The organism is Flavobacterium sp. GP15 (assembly GCF_014281985.1).
GTDB classification, from domain to species: domain Bacteria; phylum Bacteroidota; class Bacteroidia; order Flavobacteriales; family Flavobacteriaceae; genus Flavobacterium; species Flavobacterium pygoscelis.
This window is the reverse complement of sequence record NZ_JACFTC010000007.1, coordinates 147,427-165,170: the sequence shown is the minus strand read 5'-3', so window position 1 is coordinate 165,170 and position 17,744 is coordinate 147,427. Positions and strand designations below refer to the sequence as shown.

13 protein-coding genes are annotated in these 17,744 nt (G+C 32.9%); 3 read left to right on the top strand and 10 right to left on the bottom strand.

All coding sequences use genetic code 11. The annotated features are described in order from the left end of the window. Positions 1 to 10: 10 nt before the first annotated feature. The gene (locus tag H2650_RS13850) at positions 11 to 1,114 is read right to left on the bottom strand and encodes a diphosphomevalonate/mevalonate 3,5-bisphosphate decarboxylase family protein (RefSeq protein ID WP_188051413.1); all 1,104 of its coding nucleotides are present in this window, start codon (positions 1,112 to 1,114) and stop codon (positions 11 to 13) included. A gap of 151 nt (positions 1,115 to 1,265) precedes the next feature. Further along, on the bottom strand, positions 1,266 to 3,665 hold the full coding sequence (locus H2650_RS13845) for an outer membrane beta-barrel family protein (RefSeq protein WP_188051412.1): 2,400 nt from the start codon (positions 3,663 to 3,665) through the stop codon (positions 1,266 to 1,268). Positions 3,666 to 3,868: 203 nt separating this feature from the next. Here H2650_RS13845 and H2650_RS13840 point away from each other — a divergent pair, with 203 nt between their 5' ends. The 3 genes from H2650_RS13840 (at position 3,869) to H2650_RS13830 (ending at position 6,314) form a co-directional block, all read left to right on the top strand. Beyond that, positions 3,869 to 4,921 (top strand): sensor histidine kinase, encoded by a 1,053-nt coding sequence (locus tag H2650_RS13840; RefSeq protein ID WP_188051411.1) that lies wholly within the window; start codon positions 3,869 to 3,871, stop codon positions 4,919 to 4,921. Further along, positions 4,918 to 5,631, top strand: a complete 714-nt coding sequence (locus H2650_RS13835; RefSeq protein ID WP_188051410.1) for a LytTR family DNA-binding domain-containing protein — start codon at positions 4,918 to 4,920, stop codon at positions 5,629 to 5,631. Before H2650_RS13840 ends, H2650_RS13835 begins: the two co-directional genes overlap by 4 nt. 206 nt (positions 5,632 to 5,837) lie before the next feature. Next, positions 5,838 to 6,314, top strand: coding sequence for a TspO/MBR family protein (locus tag H2650_RS13830; RefSeq protein ID WP_188051409.1), 477 nt, complete (start codon positions 5,838 to 5,840; stop codon positions 6,312 to 6,314). Positions 6,315 to 6,338: 24 nt separating this feature from the next. Here the strand turns inward: H2650_RS13830 and H2650_RS13825 are convergent, their stop codons facing one another. The 8 genes from H2650_RS13825 to H2650_RS13790 form a co-directional block, all read right to left on the bottom strand. Beyond that, on the bottom strand, positions 6,339 to 7,076 hold the full coding sequence (locus H2650_RS13825) for a hypothetical protein (protein ID WP_188051408.1): 738 nt from the start codon (positions 7,074 to 7,076) through the stop codon (positions 6,339 to 6,341). 91 nt (positions 7,077 to 7,167) lie between these two features. Further along, positions 7,168 to 8,376 (bottom strand): NAD(P)/FAD-dependent oxidoreductase, encoded by a 1,209-nt coding sequence (locus tag H2650_RS13820; RefSeq protein ID WP_188051407.1) that lies wholly within the window; start codon positions 8,374 to 8,376, stop codon positions 7,168 to 7,170. After that, the gene (locus H2650_RS13815; RefSeq protein ID WP_188051406.1) at positions 8,373 to 9,050 is read right to left on the bottom strand and encodes a glycerophosphodiester phosphodiesterase family protein; all 678 of its coding nucleotides are present in this window, start codon (positions 9,048 to 9,050) and stop codon (positions 8,373 to 8,375) included. The genes H2650_RS13820 and H2650_RS13815 overlap by 4 nt, the downstream gene beginning before the upstream one ends. A 122-nt stretch (positions 9,051 to 9,172) precedes the next feature. After that, the gene (locus tag H2650_RS13810; RefSeq protein ID WP_188051405.1) at positions 9,173 to 10,705 is read right to left on the bottom strand and encodes a flotillin family protein; all 1,533 of its coding nucleotides are present in this window, start codon (positions 10,703 to 10,705) and stop codon (positions 9,173 to 9,175) included. Positions 10,706 to 10,718: 13 nt separating this feature from the next. After that, positions 10,719 to 11,276: an NfeD family protein gene (locus tag H2650_RS13805; RefSeq protein WP_188051404.1), complete on the bottom strand. Its 558-nt coding sequence runs from the start codon at positions 11,274 to 11,276 to the stop codon at positions 10,719 to 10,721. Between the two features lie 181 nt (positions 11,277 to 11,457). Continuing rightward, positions 11,458 to 13,125 (bottom strand): alpha-amylase family glycosyl hydrolase, encoded by a 1,668-nt coding sequence (locus H2650_RS13800; RefSeq protein ID WP_188051403.1) that lies wholly within the window; start codon positions 13,123 to 13,125, stop codon positions 11,458 to 11,460. A 96-nt stretch (positions 13,126 to 13,221) separates the two neighbouring features. Continuing rightward, positions 13,222 to 15,333, bottom strand: coding sequence for a glycoside hydrolase family 97 protein (locus H2650_RS13795; RefSeq protein WP_188051402.1), 2,112 nt, complete (start codon positions 15,331 to 15,333; stop codon positions 13,222 to 13,224). A 30-nt stretch (positions 15,334 to 15,363) separates the two neighbouring features. Beyond that, positions 15,364 to 17,661, bottom strand: a complete 2,298-nt coding sequence (locus tag H2650_RS13790; protein WP_188051401.1) for a glycoside hydrolase family 65 protein — start codon at positions 17,659 to 17,661, stop codon at positions 15,364 to 15,366. Between the last annotated feature and the right edge of the window lie 83 nt (positions 17,662 to 17,744).

The window sequence follows — 17,744 nt, the reverse complement described above, 5'->3', positions numbered from 1 at the left end:
TGAAAAAAACTTAATACTCAACCGCTCCACTTCCAATTTCGTCACAAATGTACTGACGATTTTGGCAAAAGCCAACTAATTCGTCTTGAATAAATTGCAATACAATTTCTTTATCCTTATTTGGATACAAAACATGCACATTTGCTCCAGCGTCTAAAGTGAAACAAACGGGTATTTTAGTAGCATTCCTAAACTTCCAGATGGCATTAATGATTTCTAAAGTATTAGGTTTCATTAATATAAAATACGGCATCGAAGTCATCATCATCGCATGCAAAGTCAAGGCTTCGCTTTCTACAATTTTGATAAATGCATCTAAATCTCCATTTTCGAAAATAGCAATTAATTGCTCTAAATTTTCATGCGCTTGTGCAAATCGCCTTTCGGCAAAAGGATGATTGTGCATGAGCTCATGACCAACGGTACTAGAAACCTGTTTTTCGCCTTTATCAACTAATAAAATGGTGTCTTGAAAATTTTTGAAATTCTCATGAACAGCGTGCGGAAATTCTACTCCAAATAAATCAGAACTTCCAGGAATATTGTTGTGATTTCCCCAAACTACGATTTCTCCTTTTATACTACGACAAGCACTTCCAGAACCTAAACGTGCGAGCATTGATGCTTTTTGATAAAAATAAGCTTCCGTCATTGCTGGATTTAATTCTTTCTCTAAACGCATCAAGTTCATCGCTAAAGCCGCCATTCCTGATGCCGAAGATGCGATTCCTGAACTGTGTGGGAAAGTATTTTCGGTATCAATCGTAAAATGATATTCTTTTAAAAAAGGCAAGTAAATTTCGATTCGCTCCAGAAATTTCTGAATCTTTGGTTTAAAATCTTCTTTTGGTTTCCCTTCAAAAAGTAAATCAAATGAAAAAGTATTGGCTGTTGCATTTTCCGTAAGCGAATTATCTCTTTTGGCGAAAGCCAATTTAGTAACTGTTTTGCAATTATTAAGTGTAAAACTCACAGATGGATTTGCAGGAATCTGATTGTCTTTTTTGCCCCAATATTTCACTAAAGCAATATTGCTAGGAGCGCTCCACTGAAAGTTACCACTTTCTACAGTATGCGTATAGTTTGAAGGAATAAAATCCGTTGCTGTAAACATAATTGATAAATTTTGTGCAAAGATACTCTATTTTTTACCGCTGATTCGTAGATTTTTTTAAATCAATTCTGATGAAAATTGTAGTGCGATCTGTATGTAATTTGCTTTTTCTAATAATTATCTTTTTCTAAACTCAACAATAGAATAATAATTATAATCTATTTTGCTCGTCATTAAGGTCAGCCTCTTTTACTTCTTTCTTTTTTGCTGAACCAAAACTGTAGGTAAGAGATACAGTTACTTTTCTTGTTTCCCAACGATTTACCCAGTTGGTTGTTACGTTATCTTGTTTGGTAGTTTGTATCCATTGACTTTTTTTCAATACGTTTTGAGCGCTAAGATTCAAACGTAATTTGTTGTTAAGAAAATCTTTTCGCATACCAAAAGACATATCATATGAGGGTTTGAAAGTGGTGTTTCCATAATCTCCATTTTTACTGTAAAAGCTATTCCAAGTGGCACTCCAATCTTTTGCAAGGGTAAAAGACTGATTTATTCCTGCGGTGTACGATATACCACTATTGTCAAATTTATAGCCTTCCAAATCAGATTTAGCTTGTCCAAAAGAAACTTCGCTACTTACTTGAGCTTCCCACCATTTTTTTAAAGTCCAACTGGTGTTGTAGGAAAGTCCGATGCTTTTAGAACTTCCAATGTTGTCATAATACAATGTTGTAATTTTTGTATCCTTATTGTAATCTATAATTTGATACATTTCGTCTGTAGAAAAATTCGCAAATAACGAAACAGATGTTTTTTGTTTATTAATCCAAACTAATTCAAACGCATCGGTAAACTGAGGAGTTAAATTAGGATTTCCTACAGAAACATTATACGTGTCTATATATTCGTAATAAGGATTTAGATATAAATAACGAGGTCTTTGGATGCGGCGGCTGTAGGAAAATTTGAATTGATTGCTTTCTAAATTGGCATTAATGCTAAAGGAAGGAAAAAGAGATAAATACTGATCTTTATTCTTAGTATTAGAGGTTACAGAAGTAGCATTATAATTAATGTATTCTGCTCGTAATCCTGCTTGAAATTCTAACTTCCTTGTAGTGAAATTTGCAATTCCATATCCAGAAAGAATAGATTCTTTATAAATCAGTCGATTGCTTCTGTTGGTATTTACAACATAATCTCCTTGCGCATTTTGGTCTTGTAAAACAATCGTATAATCATTGTTTACATAACTGTATTTGCTTCCTGTTTCTATACTAAAGGCTTTATTTATCTTTTTCTCGAAGTCTACTTTTGCACTTAAGATATTAAAGTTTGTAGGGTTTTGGTATTTTACAAACTCATTGTTTTTGTAATTATCGTTGGTAATAGCTCTAAAATATGAATTTGATGTAATGCGGTCGCTTTCATTTTGGTAATTTGCATAATTTATTTGGGCATCCAATTTAGTATCTAAACTATCTGTGGCAAAATTGTAAAATACAGTACTTGTTAGGGTATTATTAAGAATTTCGTTTTGTGTTTTTAAGATCGTATAGCGATTGTAAATACTATTGTCAAATTCTTCGGTACGTCCGTTTGTAAGTTCATCACTTTTATAAACACTGTAATTTGCAGAGGCACCAATAGTAGCATTGGTATTTAATTTGTGCGCGGCTCCAAAGTTTCCAGAATAACTATTAGAAATAGGCAACCAATCATTTTTTTGCTTTAAAACTGTGGTAAGAAATGGATTTACTACAGTTTGTTCTATAGTTCTGTGATTTGCAGATTCCGAATAATTATAGTTTAAACCAAATTTAAGGTTCCATTTGTCGGTATTGTTGTAAAGGTTTATTCCGTTGTAGTTTTTGATGAATTCGGCATAACCAATGGATGTTTTTACATTTCCCGTTAATCCCGTTGCAGCAGATTTTTTTAAAACAATATTAAAAATACCGGCACTTCCAGAAGCATCATATTTTGCGGAAGGATTGGCAATAATTTCAACTGTTTTGATATTGGTTCCATCCATAGTTTTTAGATATTGCTTAAGCTCTTCACCAGTTAATAAGGAAGGTTTGCCGTCTATCATAATTTGAAGATTAGCATTTCCTCTAAAAACTACATTTTCATCCTTGTCTAAACGAACTCCTGGCAACTTGGCTAAAGTTTCAAGACCGTCATTTCCAATGCCCAAACCTGCTTTTTCTACATCAACAATCATTTTATCCTTACTGAGTTTTATCGCACTTTTATTTTGCATTATCACGACTTCATTAAGAGCTACGGAATCTTCCTCTAAATAAAAATCTTGATTTTGAATCGCCTTTTTTGCAGTGTTAATTTCTGATTTAAATGTCTTATAACCCAATATCTCTACTTGAATATAAAATGATGGAGTATTAAGTAGGATTTCATAATGTCCTTTTTCATCTGTGGTAGCGAATTTTAGGAAACTATTATTTTGAGCATTAAAAACAGAAACAGTTGCAAAAGCTAACTTCTCTTTATTGTTTTTTGCTGCTATTGTTCCTGTAAGTTTGGTTTCTTGTGCAAACAAAAAATTAATGTTGAATACTAAAAAAAGGATAAGGACTGTTTTCATGATGTTTGGTTTTGTTGTAGCAAATTTATAATAGAGAAACGGTGCCTAAATTCATTTTACACGATACGGTCTTTACACTACACCAAACCTTAAAAAGTATTTAATTTGTATTTTTTATAAAAAAAAGTAGGTTTCGTATAGCCAATTGGTGCGTTGATCCAAAAAAACATTTAAAATGGATGTAGAATGTGTAATTTCATCCCATGGAAATAAATAAAAAACAGTGGTACTTTCATTTTGCCATAATCCTTGTAGTTGTGATTATGGATCTTTTTGCAGATTATATTTATGCTGGATCAGAAGGGTTTGTCAAAAATTTTAAATTCCCTTTAAATTATGGGCGCATCATTATTTATGTAGCCACTTTTACAACTTATGCGCTAAACTTTTTTGTTGTTTGTCCTTACACGCTGCGAAAAAAGAATTATTTTAAATTTGCTTTGGGAGTTTTAATTCTCATTATTATTTTTGGGCGTATTCGCTATTTAGGAGAAGAAGTAATTTTATATCATTTCACCGGAAACCACAATTACTTTGAGGAGTCTAGAAAATTCTTTTTTTATACTTTTGACAATTCTTATTTTGCGCTCAAAGGGATTTTATACAGCACCTTATTGTATTTGTTCTTTGAGTTTGCAAGCAATCAAAACCGCATTCATAAATTGGAATTAGATTATAATAAAGCGGAACTCAATTTTCTTAAATCACAATTAGAACCTCATTTTTTGTTCAATACACTGAACACTTTTTATACCGATTTAATAGATACACAACCTAAGATAGCCAAAGATATTCATCGTCTTTGTGAACTATTACGTTATGTAACTTACGAAGCCGAGCAGGAGTTTATGAGCCTGAGTAAGGAAATTAAATTTATTGAGGATTATATTTATCTTCACAGAAAAAGATTTGAAGACACTCTATTTTTAGACTACAATGTAGAAGGAATTGTTGGAGAACAAAGTGTACCCTCATTAGTTTTTATACATTTTGTAGAAAATATTTTTAAACATGGAATTATCAACGACAGCGAAAATCCTGCAAAAATTAATATAAACATTACCGAAAACGAAATTACAGTAGCAACTTACAATAAAATTTCATCTTCAGAAAGATATAATAATAGCGGAATTGGTAAGGAAAATTTAAAAAGAAGGCTGAGTGCCATTTATAAAGATGATTATGTGTTAAATTACAATCAATCTAATGATACCTTTACTACCGTACTAAAATTGCCACTTAAATATAAAATATGAAAATATTAAAATGTCTAATTGTTGATGATGAACCACCTGCAATCCGATTATTAGAAAAATATGTTTCTAAAGTTCCTTTTTTGGATTTAAAAGCCTCTACAACAAGTTCTCTAGAAGCATTATCTAAAATTGAAGAAGGCGATATCGACTTGGTTTTTTTGGATGTTCAAATGCCTGACTTAACGGGTTTGCAGTTGTCAAAAATTGTAAAAGGGAAAACAAACATCATTTTTACCACGGCTTATCCGCAGTTTGCATTGCAAAGTTATGAAGTAGACGCTGTAGATTATTTGCTTAAGCCATTTGAATTTGAGCGTTTTTATGAAGCTGTTTTAAAAGTAAAAAATAGTTTTCAATCAGAAATTAAAGAAGTTTTAAAAGAAGTAGATGAATTTATATTTATTAAAACAGACGGTAAAAATAATTTTGAAAAAGTCTATGTTAAGGATATCTGTTACATCGAAGGCTTAAAAAATTATGTAGCCATTCATTTAAACAACAAGCAGATTATCACCAATAATACCTTAAAAAGTATAGAGGATTTTTTGCCTACTTCAGAATTTATAAAAACGCATAAATCATTTATTGTTTCGATGCGACACATTTCTAAAACAGATTCGTTGTGCGTGTACATAAACGACAAATGCATTCCTATTGGAGATACTTTCAAGAAAGAACTTTTTGAAATCATTCAACAAAAGAAATTATAATTTTAAAACCTTATTGAATTTTCAACATATTTTATTTTTACATTTTGAATGAGTATTATTTATCAATTCTAATTGTCAGCAAAGTAGTTATATTACAATAGATACAGCTTATTGAATTGTTTAAAACAGTAGTTTTATTGAAACATATGTTTTTAAGAAATGCATTGAAGTTTTCATTAAATTTGTAAAACATAAAACACATTAAAATGAATAAGATTACCCGAATTTTATCAGTAGTAGTTACTTGCCTTGTGATAGGTTATTTTTCAGGAATCGTTACTCGCTCTGCTATTACAGATTGGTATCCTACTTTGGTAAAGCCTAGTTTTAATCCGCCCAACTGGATTTTTGCTCCAGTTTGGAGTTTGCTTTATGTTATGATGGGAGTTGCCGCAGGTTTGGTTTGGAACAGATTAGAATTTGAAAAAGAAGCCGTAAAAAAAGCGCTAATTTTCTTTGCGATACAGTTAGGATTAAACGCCCTGTGGTCGTATTTATTTTTTGGATTGCACAACCCAATGCTTGCAGGTTTAGAAATTATCGTATTGTGGTTGATGATTTATGAGACCTATGTTCAGTTTGGTAAAATCAATAAAATTGCGGGTTATTTGTTTCTGCCATATCTCGCTTGGGTAAGCTTTGCAGCGGTTTTGAATGCCAGTATTTGGTGGTTGAATAAATAGTATGATTACTATTGACTTTAATAATTATAACTTTTTAAAGTCACTGTTTTTATAAATTAAAAAGTCCATTATGTTTAATACACTTGTTTCTTTTGAAAGTGTTTGCGACTTAGGATCTGCTTCACAAAATTGAAGAAAGAGATTTATTTCCTCTGGTTTTAAATGTAGTGTTTGTATATAGAACCTTTCATCACAAGTCTTTCTTGCCAAAGGTGCAAATTCTATTTTAGGAATTTTTTTTTTGATGGGCTCTTTTTCTTTTTTAAAAAGAGCCATAATTTTACTGCCAATTTTTATTAAACCGACACCATTTTCAATTCTTCCATCGTAAACAGCGGGATTTTTTAAACTAGTTGAATTTTTTATTAAGTTCATTTCCTCAATTTTCCCTTCTTCCCATTTAGTATCCGCACTCAGTTTAATAGAAGGTATGTTGGTTATTACTACTTCGTTCAACTGTTCTGGTTTGAGTTGTAATGAAATTATTAAGTTGTTGAGGTTCATCGTTTTTTGATCAACCATTAATCTCTTTATTTCATAGTTTTTAGAAATGAAAACTAATTCATCTCCAACTTTTACTTGGATACTAAATGTTCCTAATGTATTAGTAGTAATAACTTGTTTAGAATTATAATTGGCCACATCCACTTTCGAAACAGGATTTTTTTCACACATTACCACACCCTTTAGTATTTTTTGGGATTGTGAAAAAACAGAATTTACCATGATAAAATAGCAAGCAAACAGTAATTTTCCTTTCATAAATAGCAAATAGATAGAAAGTAAAAATATAAGTTTAATCCTAAAATAAAGTTAGTAAAGCATTAAAGTCTTGTTAATTGACTTTTAGTCTTTAAATAGTATTCGCTACAATAAAACCACTCGTCCAGGCGTTTTGAAAATTAAATCCTCCAGTTATCGCATCAATATTTACGATTTCGCCCGCAAAATAGAGGTTTTTATGTAACTTACTTTCCATGGTTTTAAAATTAATTTCTTTTAAATCGATTCCTCCGGCCGTGACAAATTCCTCTTTAAAAGTGCTTTTTCCATTCACTTGAAAAGTACCATTTACCAGTTGGTTTATTAAGTTTGTCAGTTGAATTTTAGATAAATCGGCCCATTTTGTTTCGGCTTCAATTCCAGAGGCAATCACTAAGCTTTCCCACAATCGATTGGTTAATTCAAAAGGTGATTTTTTAGAAACTGATTTTTTAGCATGCTCTTGTTTTAAGTCTTTTAGCTTTTTTTCAACTTCTTCTGAATCAGCATCATTAAGCCAATTTACAAAAATTGTAAACTGATAATTTTTGTCATGCAAAATTCGTGCTCCCCAAGCCGAGAGTTTTAAAATAGCCGGTCCGCTCATTCCCCAATGCGTAATTAGTAAGGGTCCAGAAGAAATTAGTTTTGTATCTTTTACTTTTACAGTCGCTTGTGCCGCCACTCCTGATAATTCTTTTATTCTAACATCTTTGATATTAAAGGTAAATAGCGAAGGAACTGGTGTAATTACTGCGTGACCAAAATTTTGTAACATATCCCAGACTTTGGGATTACTTCCTGTTGCTAATACTAGTTTTTCGCAAAGATAATTTTCGGTTTGTGTTTCTATTTTCCAAAGTGCCTCTTGTTTAAAAATAGATTGCACGCTTTGTCCAGTTAAAACAGCGATTCCCAATTTTTTTGTTGCTTCTAGAAAACAATCAATAATCGTTTGAGAGGAATTTGAAACGGGAAACATACGCCCGTCCGATTCGATTTTTAGTGCTACACCGTGTTTTTCGAACCATTCAATAGTATCACCAGCACCAAATTGATGAAAAGGACCTCGAAGCTCTTTTTCGCCACGCGGATAAAACTTTACTAATTCATTTGGTTCAAAACAGGCGTGAGTCACATTACATCTTCCGCCACCAGAAATTCTAACTTTTTGTAAAACTTCGCTACCACGTTCTAGAATAGCTACTTTCAATGTTGGGTTTTTCTCTACAATATTTATTGCTGTAAAAAATCCTGCTGCGCCACCGCCAACTATAATTATATCAAAATTCTGATTCATATTCTGTCTGGGAAATCAGTAATGATTCCGTTTATGTTATATTGTTTTATTTTCTCGATGTCCTCTGGTTCATTGATTGTCCAGGGAAAAACGTGTATTCCTTTAGATTGAATTTTAGAAACGTTCTCTTTGTTTAGCAAATGAAAATGTGGGTGAATTGATCTTGCCTGAATAAATTTGGCGAAAGCCAAAGCCAAGTCTAAATCGGTTTCTGTTAAAACACCAATATGAATCTCTTCGCTTAAAAACCGAACTTGTTGTAAGGCATTCCAGTCAAAACTAGAAACTATAAATTGATTGTATTTCCAGTTTTTCTCCGAAACATATTTCTCGATCAGTACTACTATTTTTTCAGCTGTTTCATAACTCTTTAATTCAATATTGACCAAACAATTTTGATTAACTAAATCTAAAACTTCAATTAAAGTTGGAATTTCATGCTCATTATTAATTCTAAAAGCTTTTAATTCAGACAAAGATAACGTCTTTACAAAGCCATTTCCGTTTGTGGTTCTATCGATTGTTTCATCGTGAATAACTATTAATTCATCGTCAAGACTCAGATGAACATCTAATTCTATTCCGTCCACTTTTAAGTCTAACGCTTTTTGAAAAGAAATTAATGTGTTTTCTGGTTCGAAACCTTTGGCGCCACGATGGCCTATTTTAAGCATATAGGAAGATTTTTTTTCAAAGGTAACTAAAATAAAAAAGCACAAACCAAAAACGATTTGTGCTTTAGAGATTCGCAATAGATTATCTAAAAGTTAAAAATTAACTTAAGGATTATTTATTTCTATACTTGATCAGTTGGAGTTATGATTTCAGCAGGAGCAGTGCTTTTGCTGTTTACTTCCTTTGTATCCTCTCCTTTTAAATAAGTAGGTAAATTTAATCCTGCCATATTAAATAAATCATTCAAAGGAGGAACCGTTTTCATCATGCCAGAGACAAAATTAGCTGTAGAACCTGCACCATTGTCACCATTATTTCCAGAATCCCAAACCGTGATTTTATCAATTTTGATGTTTTTTACAGCTTCCACTTGAGTTCGAACCAATTCGGGTAATTTTTCAATCAATAATAATTGGAAAGCCTTTGTAGGATCTCCACCAGCAGCGCTAACTACTTCCTTATATCCTTCTGCTTGTTTTGTTAATATTTCATATAACCCTTTTGCTTCTGCTTCCATTTTTGCAAAGATAGCATCGGCCTCACCTTTGGCTAATTCCCTTGTTTTTTCGGCCTCAGCTTGTGCATCAATAATTGCTTTTTGTTTTGCAATTTGAGCAGGAATAACAATATTAGCATTTTGAGTAGATCGTTCTCTTTCTGCACGAGCTTCTTCGGCTTTTTGCTCTGCAACATAGGATTCTTCTAGTGCTCTTGCACTTTGTACTTTTTCCGAGGCGAGTGCCATTCTTAATGCTTCTGCTTCGCGCTCTCTTCTTGTTGCTTCTGATTGTGCAATAGCAATACGTGCTTCATTTTCTCCTTGAATCGCAATTGCATTGGCCTCCGATGTTTTTACACGCGTATCTCTTTGTGCCTCTGCTTTACCAATACTTTCATCCTTGAAAGCTGCAGCAATACTTACTTCTCTATCTTTATTTGTGATGGCAATTTTTACGTCGCGATCACGGTGGGTTTCTGCAATTTGAACGTCTTTCTCACGATCTGCCATTGCTTTTCCAGTTTCTCCAATTTTTTCTTGTTCTGCAACTGATATCTTAGCTTCATTAATAGCTTTTGCAGCAGCTTCCTTTCCTAGAGCTTCTATATAACCCGATTCATCTTTGATGTCGGTTACGTTTACGTTGATTAATTTTAAACCAATTTTCTTTAATTCCGAATCTACATTTTTAGAAATATTCTCTAAGAATTTATCTCTGTCAGAGTTTATTTCTTCGATAGTCATTGTAGCAATAACCAAACGCAGTTGCCCAAATAAAATGTCTTTTGCTAATTCCTGAATTTGTTCTGGCTGTAAACCTAGCAAACGTTCAGCAGCAGTATTCATACTTTCACTTTCTGTTGAGATTGCAATAGTAAAACGACAAGGAACATCAACCCGAATGTTCTGACGCGATAAGGCATTGGTTAAATTCGCATCAATAGAAAGTGGTTTTAAATCTAAATATTGAAAATCTTGAACAACAGGCCATATAAAAGCACCTCCTCCGTGAACACATTTTGCAGAAGTTCCTCCAGTGCGACCATAAATCACAAGAATTTTATCAGAAGGACATCTTTTATAACGCGATATAAGAGTTAAAAAGGAAACGAAAATAACGAATACGGCAACGACAATAATAATAATTTCGGTCATGGTTTAGTTTAATTTAATTTTTTTCTACAATTAATAAGTTGTTTTCAACAGCAATTACTTTTACGGAAGAATTCGAAAATATTTTTTCATTTGAAAGCGTCATGGCATCTAGTTCATGAAAAGATCCATTTACGCTAATTAGTACTTTTCCTTTTCCAGATTTAGCTTCTGGAATGGTAAGATATACTTCGGCTGTTTTGTTAAGTGTATCTTCTATTTTGAAACTATTGTTCTCCGATAATTTTAAAATTTGCTTTACTAATATAAAGAAAACGCCAACAAAAGCTAAACCGATTGTAAGGGAAACACCAATCAGCACTGCTTTGTTCTGAATGGAATCATAAAATGAAATTCCGCTCCAGCTAAATCCTAATAAAAAGTTGATAAGATTGCGCAAGGTGAAGATTTCAAAAGGTAAATCTCCATCCCCAGCATCGGAGTCGATATCGGTTTCACCGCCGCTTAGGCCAATGAAAGTCATAATGGTTTGTAAAGCAAAAAATAAGCTAATTGGTAATGCGATATACCAGAAAGCTTTAAGCAAAGGTTCGTAGTTTTCTAAAAATTCCATTGGTTTGGTTTTGATTGCCAAAAATAGACGGAATTTTTTACAAAAGTTATATTTCTTAAAAAAGATATAAAATATATTTAAGTGTTTTACTACTTTTTGATAAAGTTCATTATAAAAAAAAAACACCTTCATTTACAAAGGTGTTTTGAATAAGATGATAAAAAGCTTTTACTGTTTTTTATTATTTAGTTTCGGAAATGGCTTCTAATAAAACAATATCAAATTCAGAATCTATACTGACTTTTCCGTTTACAACCAAAACTTCTTTTCCTGAGTAAGTATCTTTTAGCTTTGTTCCGTTTTTAAAAATAGATGCTACAGTTACTTCTTTTTGACCTACTGGCAGATTTAATCCTATAATAACTGAATCCGAATAATTATTCTTGGAGAATGTTCTAGAAAAAGTATAAGGCTGGTCGGAAATTTTTTTGTGAATTCCTGCACCAATTGAAGGGTGATTTCTTCTAAATTGCCCTAATTTTTGCCAATGTAATAGTGTTTTTTGAGTTTCTGAATTTGATTTAATTTCCTCCCAATTCATAAAAGAACGCAATGTTGCATCACCTTCTGTACCTTCAATTACTAACGATCGTGCACTTTCATCCCCATAATATACTTGAGATAATCCAGGCGAAAGTAACAACTTAATTGCCGCTTCTTTACTTTTTGTGCGTTTGGCATCAAAAGGAGCTCCGTCATCGTGAGAAGATAAATAGTTTAAAACACTGTATCCTTTCAATTCATTATTTAACTTGTCTGAATATTTAGAGAATATAAATTCATATTCTTTTTGGGCATCCCCTTTAAATTCGAAATTGATCATGTTGTTAAAACCATTTTCGAAATAGTTGATTTTTTTATCTCCAAAGTCAAAAATTTTTCCACTGCCGATGCCATAATTATATACTTCGGCAATTGTATAGAAAGAATTTTCATCTAAAACTTTAGTAGGGTTATTTTGCTTCCAAGTGGCAAAAGCAAAGTCACATTGCGTTTTAAAATCAGCCCAAACCGTTTCTTCGGTGTGTTTTACTGTGTCGGCTCTGTAACCATCAATCCCGTAATCACTAATATAATCTGTGAGCCATTTTATAATATAATATTTGGGTGCTTTTGGATATCCTGTTCGAGCAAAAAACGCATCTAATTCTGCCATTTCTTTTTCATAGCGTCCTTCTTTTTTCCACTTTTCGATTAGAAAAGGAGGTAAATCTACATTTTCATTACTTTCTGTTTTAATGTCAGGAAGGTTAGAGACTAGCGTACACGCAGTGGTGCCTTCATAGGATTTATAATCACATACTGGACCTGTTCGTACCCAATTCTTTGGCCAGACAGTATCTGTTTGTGTTACCGGTCCAGTATGATTGATTACACCGTCTAGTATAATTCTAATTCCATGTGCATGTGCTTTATCGACTAGCATTCTTAAATCTTCCTTGGTTCCAAAGTTAGGATCTAAGTTAGTCCAGTCTCTCGTCCAGTAACCATGAAAACCATATGTTAGTCCAGTTCCTTCATCTACACCATCGTGAATTTGTTCTACAACTGGTGTAAACCATATTGCATTTATTCCTAATTTATCAAAATAGCCTTCTTCTATTTTTTTGGTAATTCCTATAATGTCACCTCCTTCAAAACCGCGTAATTTTGCCGTTTTTTTATTTCTTTCAAAATTAGTATCATTTGATGTATTGCCGTTATTAAAACGATCTGTTAGTAAGAAATAGACATTGGCTCCTTCCCATACAAAAGGTGTTTTCTGTATTTTAGAAACATTTTTAGAAGTGGAACAACTTCCCATAATAATTGTTAGGAATAGAAAAAAAGGGATGAATTGCTTTTTCATTTTTTAAATTTAAACGATTGTATTTTAGCTCTTTTATTCTGAATTTTTTAGCTTATTCTAAAGTAAATTAAGTCGGGCTAATAAGCGATCAAACACTTATTTACTTTCGACAATACTAATTGCATAACCTCCCCCAGGCGCAGATAATTGTGATAGTTTTGATTTATTAGTGATTGTACTTTTAGTAATAGTGTATGCTTGCGGATTTGTTTTGTAATGCGCATCTTTAGCGTCAGCATAGAGTATAGCGGTGTATTTTTTTCCTTTATCTAAAAAATAAAAATTAATTATTGAAGTGCGGCTGTTGTCTCCATTTACGTTACCTACAAACCAATTGTTAGTTCCTTTTGCTTTTCGCGCTACAGTAATGTAGTTACCAGGTTCTGCCTCTAGATATTTACTTTCATCCCAATCTACTGCTACGTCTTTTATAAATTGAAAAGCATCTGGGAACGCATTATAATGTTCTATTAGATCTGCTGCCATTTGTAAAGGACTATACATCGTTACATACAAAGCCAATTGATTGGCAATAGTGCTATTTACATGTGACTTATTATCAGGATTTAGTTTGCTGATGTCCATTTCAAAAATTCCAGGCGTGTAATCCATTGGTCCACCGATTAAACGGGTAAAAGGTAAAATCGTTACATGATTTGGTTTAGAACCACCAAAAGCTTGATATTCTGTTCCTCTAGCCGATTCATTGCCAATTAAGTTTGGATAAGTTCTAGAGATTCCTGTAGGACGTATGGCTTCGTGAGCATTCACCATTATTTTGTAATCGGCGGCTTTTTCTATGGCATATTGGTAATGGTTTACAGACCATTGGTTATAATGATTTTCTCCACTTGGAAGAATATCTCCTACATAACCACTTTTTACAGAATCATAACCGTTATCTTTCATAAACTGATAGGCTTTGTCCATGTGACGCTCGTAATTCCGAACTGAACTTGAGGTTTCATGATGCATCATCATTTTTACTCCTTTAGATTTTGCATAGGCTTGAATCCCTTTTACATCAAAGTCAGGATATGGAGTTACAAAATCAAAAACATAATCTTTAGAATGTCCAAACCAATCTTCCCATCCTTCATTCCATCCTTCAACTAAAACGGCATTAAAACCATGAAGAGCCGCAAAATCAATGTATTCTTTTACATGCTTCGAGTTGGCACCATGAGTTTTATTTGGTGTGGCCTTAGAATAATCGGTAATGCCTAACTGAACAGAGGGAAAATCATTGGTATAAGCCCAAGAACTTTTTCCAGTAATCATTTCCCACCAAACACCCACATATTTTATGGGTTTTATCCAAGAAGTATCTTCTATTTTACAGGGTTCGTTTAAGTTTAGTGTCATTTTAGAGTTCAAGATTTCTCGGGCATCATCGCTCACTATTATAGTTCTCCAAGGTGAGAAGTTAGGTGCTTGCATGTATCCTTTGTCTCCCTTTGCATCTGGTGTTAGCCACGATTGAAAAATCATGCTTTTATCGTCTAAATTCAAATGCATACACGAATAATTAATCAAAGCGGCCTCATGCAGATTGATATAAATCCCCTCCTTTGATTTCATCATTAATGAAGTTTGCACGCCTGTTGGTGAAAAAGATTTTTGGGATACGTTTTCAGTAAATGCTTTTTCTGAAAGCCCTCTTATTTCTGATAATTTCGATTGTGTGTAATCATACTCTTGAGTGTCATAATCTCCTGGAATCCAAAAAGCAGTATGGTCTCCAGTCATTGCAAATTGTGTTTTTTCCTCTTTAATAATAAAATAAGTAAGGTTTTTTTGTGTTGGGAATTCATATCGGAAACCCAAACCATCATCAAACAATCTAAAACGAATGATAATTAATCGTTCCGTTTCTTTTTGTTTTAATGTTACTGCTAGTTCGTTGTAATGATTCCTAATTTTGTTTACTTCTCCCCAAACTGGTTTCCAGGTTTCGTCAAAACTAGTTTGTTTTGCATCCAATATAATAAAATCATCAAGTAATGATTTTTTGTCGTCTTTTAGCTCTAGTCCTAATGTACTTGGTTTTATAACATCTTTGTTTTTGTATGTAAGGTTATAAGTTGGAGTTCCATCATCCAATAAGGAAAATTGCATTACAAATTTGCCTTCAGGTGATTTTAATTCTTGGGCTTGGATAATGCTATTATTAAGAAGAATAAATGCAGTTAAAAATAGATTTTTCATATTTCTTTTTTTTTAATGATATCGTAACTTTTAATTCTGTGGGCTTTTGCTAGCAAACACTTTTTGGCCATTAACGACTAGCGCTAGTTTTGTGTCTCCATTGACATAAAAATGAGTTTCATTTTGACTCACCACAACGGTTAAAATCTGATTTCTAAAATTAATTTTAAAGGAGTACGACTGCCATTGTTTTGGAATTTTTGGAGAAAAATGCAAAGTGTTGTCTCGTACTCTTAATCCACCAAAACCTTCTACAATACTCATCCAAGTTCCAGCCATAGATGTAATATGACATCCTTCTTCTACTTCATGGTTGTAATCATCAAGATCCAAACGAGAAGTCCTTAGATAAAAGGAATAAGCCATATCCATTTTGTCTAATAATGCTGCTTGTATAGAGTGAACACAAGGAGATAGGGAGCTTTCATGAACAGTAAAAGACTCGTAAAAATCAAAATTATTTTTTAATTCTTCTCTAGTGAAATGATCTTCAAAGAAATAAAAACATTGCAAAACGTCAGCTTGTTTGATGTATGGCGAACGCAAAATTCTGTCCCAAGACCATTTTTGATTGATGGGTCTTTGGTCTTTGTGTAAATCGGCTACGCGAACAAGGTCTTTGTCTAAAAAACCATCTTGTTGTAAATATAGATTGTGTTCTTCAGAAAACGGGAAATACATATTATCTGAAACATTTTTCCAAGATTGTAATTCAGAATCGGTTATTTTTACTTTTTCAGTAATTCTTTTGTGATCCAAGGGATATTCTAAGGATACTTTCTGAATTTGTTCATAGGTATATTCAAGGCACCATTTTGCAATATAATTGGTATAAAAATTATTGTTGACATTATTTTCATATTCATTAGGGCCTGTAACTCCTAAGATTACATATTTTTTTTGACTACTAGAATAATTTACTCTTTGATGCCAAAAACGAGCAATTCCGATAAGCACCTCTAAGCCTTTTTCTGGAATGTAGCTGTAATCACCTGTATACCTATGAAAATTATAAATAGCAAAAGCAATGGCTCCATTTCTATGAATTTCTTCAAAAGTTATTTCCCATTCGTTATGGCATTCTTCACCATTCATGGTCACCATTGGATACAAAGCTGCTCCATTTACAAAGCCTAATTTTGAAGCGTTTTCTGTCGCTTTGTCTAATTGATTATAGCGGTAGGTCAATAAATTGCGCGCAACTTCTTGATCTTTTGTAGCCATATAAAAAGGAATACAATACGCCTCAGTGTCCCAATAGGTTGAGCCGCCATATTTCTCTCCTGTAAAACCCTTTGGTCCAATATTCAGTCGAGAGTCTTTACCCAGATAGGTTTGGTTTAACTGAAAAATATTAAAACGAATTCCCTGTTGTGCTTTTACATCTCCTTCAATGGTAATGTCTGACATTTCCCAGATCTCTGACCAAGCATTAATTTGATCTTCTAATAGTAATTCATATCCTTTGGATACTGCATTTTCGATTGCTTTTTCTGCAGCAATTAGTGTGTTTTTATGGTTTAAAGAAACGGTATAACCTCCTATTTTTTGAATAGAAGATTTTTCTCCTTGCGCAACTATGACATCATAGTTAAATTGTATTTTATCTGATTTTGTTTCTACATCAGAAGGAGAAATAGCTGTTTTTTGTCCATTAGACCAAATGCTGTTTTGCATGAAAGTCGTTACTTTAAAATGAGTTTTAAAGGTTTGAGCTGTTACAAATGCTTTGTTATTTGCCTTTGATACCTCGAGCGGCTCCCAGAATTTTTCTTCCCAATTGGCATCTTCATTCGTAATTCCTGCATCAACATAGGGTTTGTAAATTATTTTTGCATTTTTGTTTAAAGGCGTTATTTCGTAATTTATGATACCAATCTCGTCAAGTTTTAATGAAACAAATCGACGTACATTTACTGCAATTTCGGTTCCATTCTTCAGTATGGCATTGAAGGAGCGATTGTACCATCCTTCCTTCATATTCAATTCTCTACGAAAGTTTTTTACTTCCACACAGGTGTTCAAATCTAAATTTTCTCCATTAATTTCGATATCGATTCCTATCCAGTTAGGAGCATTCAAAACTTTAGCGAAATATTCGGGATATCCATTTTTCCACCAACCCACTTTGGTTTTATCGGGATAGTAAATACCGGCAATGTAACTTCCTTGAAAGGTTTCTCCGGTATAATTTTCTTCAAAATTTGCACGTTGTCCCATCGCGCCATTGCCTATGCTGAACAAACTTTCGGAAGATTTGATACGTGTAACATCAAACCCTTCTTCTATGACAGACCAATTATCTGGTTTTATATAATCTTGATTCATTTCGCTTTAATTTGTAATAAGCCCTAATTAGTAGAGATTTGCTCCGTTTTAGGAATAAGCAAGTAAGAGGACTAATTAGGTGT

What these genes read in the sequence shown, in the direction of transcription:
- H2650_RS13850 (WP_188051413.1), bottom strand. Translation starts at nt 1,114, where the DNA reads ATGTTTACAGCAACGGATTTTATTCCTTCAAACTATACGCATACTGTA.
- H2650_RS13845 (WP_188051412.1), bottom strand. Translation starts at nt 3,665, where the DNA reads ATGAAAACAGTCCTTATCCTTTTTTTAGTATTCAACATTAATTTTTTG.
- H2650_RS13840 (WP_188051411.1), top strand. Translation starts at nt 3,869, where the DNA reads ATGGAAATAAATAAAAAACAGTGGTACTTTCATTTTGCCATAATCCTT.
- H2650_RS13835 (WP_188051410.1), top strand. Translation starts at nt 4,918, where the DNA reads ATGAAAATATTAAAATGTCTAATTGTTGATGATGAACCACCTGCAATC.
- H2650_RS13830 (WP_188051409.1), top strand. Translation starts at nt 5,838, where the DNA reads ATGAATAAGATTACCCGAATTTTATCAGTAGTAGTTACTTGCCTTGTG.
- H2650_RS13825 (WP_188051408.1), bottom strand. Translation starts at nt 7,076, where the DNA reads ATGAAAGGAAAATTACTGTTTGCTTGCTATTTTATCATGGTAAATTCT.
- H2650_RS13820 (WP_188051407.1), bottom strand. Translation starts at nt 8,376, where the DNA reads ATGAATCAGAATTTTGATATAATTATAGTTGGCGGTGGCGCAGCAGGA.
- H2650_RS13815 (WP_188051406.1), bottom strand. Translation starts at nt 9,050, where the DNA reads ATGCTTAAAATAGGCCATCGTGGCGCCAAAGGTTTCGAACCAGAAAAC.
- H2650_RS13810 (WP_188051405.1), bottom strand. Translation starts at nt 10,705, where the DNA reads ATGACCGAAATTATTATTATTGTCGTTGCCGTATTCGTTATTTTCGTT.
- H2650_RS13805 (WP_188051404.1), bottom strand. Translation starts at nt 11,276, where the DNA reads ATGGAATTTTTAGAAAACTACGAACCTTTGCTTAAAGCTTTCTGGTAT.
- H2650_RS13800 (WP_188051403.1), bottom strand. Translation starts at nt 13,125, where the DNA reads ATGAAAAAGCAATTCATCCCTTTTTTTCTATTCCTAACAATTATTATG.
- H2650_RS13795 (WP_188051402.1), bottom strand. Translation starts at nt 15,333, where the DNA reads ATGAAAAATCTATTTTTAACTGCATTTATTCTTCTTAATAATAGCATT.
- H2650_RS13790 (WP_188051401.1), bottom strand. Translation starts at nt 17,661, where the DNA reads ATGAATCAAGATTATATAAAACCAGATAATTGGTCTGTCATAGAAGAA.